At 65.9% G+C, this 3,499-nt stretch carries 4 protein-coding genes; 1 reads left to right on the top strand and 3 read right to left on the bottom strand.

All coding sequences use genetic code 11. From position 1 onward, the window contains the following. Both AWB67_RS35145 and AWB67_RS35140 read right to left on the bottom strand, forming a co-directional pair. A partial coding sequence (locus tag AWB67_RS35145; protein ID WP_235025540.1) for an HpcH/HpaI aldolase/citrate lyase family protein occupies positions 1–624 on the bottom strand: 624 nt, incomplete at its 3' end. Then, positions 614–1,885 carry a Zn-dependent hydrolase gene (locus tag AWB67_RS35140; RefSeq protein WP_087660515.1) on the bottom strand — a complete coding sequence of 424 codons (1,272 nt, stop codon included), beginning with the start codon at positions 1,883–1,885 and terminating at the stop codon, positions 614–616. The genes AWB67_RS35140 and AWB67_RS35145, both read right to left, overlap by 11 nt. A gap of 150 nt (positions 1,886–2,035) precedes the next feature. Here AWB67_RS35140 and AWB67_RS35135 point away from each other — a divergent pair, with 150 nt between their 5' ends. Then, positions 2,036–2,986: a LysR family transcriptional regulator gene (locus AWB67_RS35135; protein ID WP_087660514.1), complete on the top strand. Its 951-nt coding sequence runs from the start codon at positions 2,036–2,038 to the stop codon at positions 2,984–2,986. Here AWB67_RS35135 and AWB67_RS35130 read toward each other — a convergent pair. Then, the coding region (locus AWB67_RS35130; protein ID WP_268808156.1) for an NAD(P)-dependent oxidoreductase at positions 2,987–3,499 on the bottom strand (513 nt) is incomplete at its 5' end.

The following is a 3,499-nucleotide window of genomic DNA, read 5'->3' as shown; positions in this document are numbered from 1 at the left end:
CGATCGATACGTGCAAGGCAGATCGATCGGCACGCAACCCGCGGCGATGCATTCGATCAGGAAGCGACTGCGCGCATAACGCAGTTCCTCCCCGCCCGGCGTGCGACGCGCCCCAAGATTCGCGGCAAGATCCTCGACTGCGAGCATGCACGATCGAATTCGCGGACTCGACGCCAAAAGCGCGGCGAGCGCGACGAGGCCTTTGGCGGATTCGATCGTCGGCACGATTTCGGTCGAGCCTTCTGCGATGCCGTGAACGCGTTCAAGATCGCCGAGCGCTGTGTCGAGCAGCTTGAGTTGCTCTGCCGACTCGGTGTGAGGCAAGAAGACCGCGCGCGGCGCGCCGGACATGACGCCTTGCAGGTCGGCGTGACCGTCGTGCTCCAGCTTGTTGATGCGCACCGCGCCAACGATTCCGCGCCGCGCGGCTTCCCGCAGTGCGCGGACGATCAACTCGCGAGCCGCGGGACGATCGGCGGGCGCGGTCATCTCCTCCAGATCGACGACGATCGCGTCCGCGCCGCTTGCCAACGCATCCGCGTGTCGGGAAGCGTCTGCGCCGGGGATGAAGAACCACGCGCGACGCAGTTCGGGAGGCCGCACGGGCTGCATGTCATGCCGCATGGACTGCTCCTGTTCGTTGCGCGTTGACCTGACCGGCGCGTTCGAGCATCGCGTGCAGGAGGACATCGGCGCCGCGCGTGACATCTTCGGGCAGCGCATCCTCGGCTTCGTTGTGGCTCAAGCCGTCGACGCACGGGATGAAGATCATCGCCGTCGGGCAGTAGCGCGCCAGGTGTATCGCGTCGTGTCCGGCGCCACTGACGATACGCTGGTGCGGGTAGTCGAGCGCCTCCACGGCGCGCGCGACGGTCGCGACGCAGGCGTCATCGAACGGCGTCGCCGGGCTGACCCAGTGGCGGCCGATCTCTACGCTCAACCCGCGCCGCACCGCGATCGCCTCGAAGCGCTCGCGCAACGCTTCTTCCATCGCGGCGATACGGGCATCGTCGGGGTGACGCAGGTCGACGGTGAACGACAGATCCGCCGCGATCGTGTTGCGCGATGAATTCCTGATCAACAACTCGCCGATGGTGACAAGCCCTTGCGGCGCGAAATCGACGGCGATGGCTTCGAGTGCCGCCGCCATCTCGGCGGTGCCGAAGAGTGCGTCGCGCCGGAAAGGCATCGGCGTCGTGCCGGCATGCGCGGCTTGTCCGCACACACGCACGTCGAGCCAGCGGATCGCCTGCCCGCCCGTCACGACGCCGATCGGCACGCCGCTTTCCTCGAGCACCGGTCCCTGTTCGATATGCGCTTCGAAGTAGGCGTCGAACGCGGTGCCGGGAACCGCGCGCGCGCCTGCGTAAGAAGTCGCTGCGAGCGCATCGGCTACCGTCACGCCCTGGGCGTCGCGCGCTTCGAGCGCCTGGTCGAGCGGCATCGCCCCGGTGAAGGCCGCCGAGCCGAGCATCGCGGGAGTGAAGCGCGCGCCTTCCTCGTTGGTCCATACGACGATTTCGATCGGCTTCTCCGTTTCGATGCCGTGGTCATTCAGCGTGCGCACGACTTCGAGCGCCGCCAGCACGCCGTACACGCCGTCGAAGCGGCCGCCTTCGGGTTGCGTATCCAGATGACTCCCGCTTGCGACGGCGTTATGCGAATCGAGCTTGCCCGCGCGGCGTGCGAACAGATTGCCGACCCGGTCGACGCTCAGCGTCAGCCCCGCCTCGATGCACCATTGCAAGAAGAGCGCGCGACCCGCCGCGTCCTCCTGCGTAAGCGCCAGCCGCCGCACGCCGCCCTTCGCCGAGGCGCCGATCGCCGCCATGTCCATCAGGCTCGACCAGAGCCGCTTTCCGTCGATTTTCAGCATCGTCTTCATTCCCGAGTAGTTGGTTTAACGCACCGCATCTCACCGCGCCGCGTGGGTACGCATGGCGTCTTTATCGGGAATTCAAAATCATTAGTCCAATTTTGAATGCTAATTTTCAGTATAAACTCGGCGAATGATGAAACGCACCGAGTGCATACGATGAGCAAGGACAGGCCCGCGACCTACCTCAACGACCGTCTCGACTGGAACCTCCTGCGCACCTTTCTCGCCATCGCGCGCGAGAAGAGCGTGAGCCGAGCGGCCACGCGGCTGCATCTCACGCAACCCGCCGTGAGCCAGGCGTTGAAGCGGCTCGAGGATCAGCTGGGCATGCGGCTCGTCGACCGGCACGGGCCGCGCATCGAAGTGACGCAGGCGGGGATCGAAGTGCAGCAGATCGCCGAGGACGTGTACGGGACGATCTCGCGGTTGTCGCTCGCGAAGGTGGACCGCGATCACGACATCTCCGGCATGGTGCGCCTCTCCACCGTGAGCGGCATCGATTTCCCGGCCTACGATGCGTTTCTCGCCGGGTTTCATCGCAGCTATCCGCGTATCGAACTGGAGAGCCAGGAGATGCGCAGCGCCGATGTCGTCGCGAGCCTGCAGCAGAAATCCGCGACGCTCGGCCTAACACCACGCCGCGCGTTGCCGAAGAAAATCGAGAGCCGGCTGTTCCTGCGACAGCGGTACGCGCTGTTCTGCGGGCGACACCATCCGCTGTTCGGGCGCACTGATCTCAAGACCGCCGATCTCGTCAGCGAGAAGTTCGTCTCGTTCACGGGCGACAAGGTCGGCGATCACATGTCGCCGCTGACGTTCTTTCGCGACGAGATGGGGTTCACCGAGCGCGTGGTGGGATCGTCGTCGAGCATGTCGGAGGTGAAGCGCTTTATCTTCGCGGGCTTCGGAATCGGCTGCCTGCCGGAGCACGTCGTGCGCGACGATGTCGCGAACGGGCGCTTCCAGCGGCTACCGCCCGACGAGGGCGTGGCTGACCTGGACATCTACCTGCTCTGGTCCGGCGACCGCAAGTACAGCGCAGCGGAAAGCGCGTTCCTCGATGCGCTGCATGCTTTCATCGACGCGCAGGACGCTGACGCGTCATGACTAGTAGCCGCGCGCAACATCGACGACATTGACGAGCGGCTCGCCGCGCACGAGCCGCCGCACGTTCTGCGCGACCTGCAGGCCGATGGTCTCCGAACTCGCAACCGATGCCATGTGCGGCGTCACGATCATGTTCGGCGCGTTCCAGAACGGGTCGCTCGCGGGCAACGGCTCGTCAGGGAACACATCGACGATTGCGCCCGCGAGATGTTCTTCCTTCAACGCGTTCAGGAGATCGCGCGGCACCAGATGTTCGCCCCGTCCGACGTGAATCAGCTTCGCGCCTCGCGGCAGGTTTTCGAGCGTGCGCGCCCTCAGGATGCCGCGCGTCTCGCCGGTGAGCGGCAACAGGCACACGAGGATATTGGTGCCGCTCAGGAACGCGTCGAGCGCCGCCGCGCCCGCGAAGGTCGCGATGCCCGGCAGGTCTTTCGGCCGCCGCGCCCAGCCGCGCACGGAAAAGCCGAGCCGATGAAGGTCGGCGGCAACGCGACTACCGATCTCGCCGAGCCC

This window comes from Caballeronia terrestris (assembly GCF_001544515.1).
Taxonomy (GTDB): Bacteria; Pseudomonadota; Gammaproteobacteria; order Burkholderiales; family Burkholderiaceae; genus Caballeronia; species Caballeronia terrestris.
Note: the sequence above shows the minus strand (reverse complement) of the source record. Positions and strands in the feature narration are given on the sequence as shown.

What these genes read in the sequence shown, in the direction of transcription:
- AWB67_RS35135 (WP_087660514.1), top strand. Translation starts at nt 2,036, where the DNA reads ATGAGCAAGGACAGGCCCGCGACCTACCTCAACGACCGTCTCGACTGG.
- AWB67_RS35140 (WP_087660515.1), bottom strand. Translation starts at nt 1,885, where the DNA reads ATGAAGACGATGCTGAAAATCGACGGAAAGCGGCTCTGGTCGAGCCTG.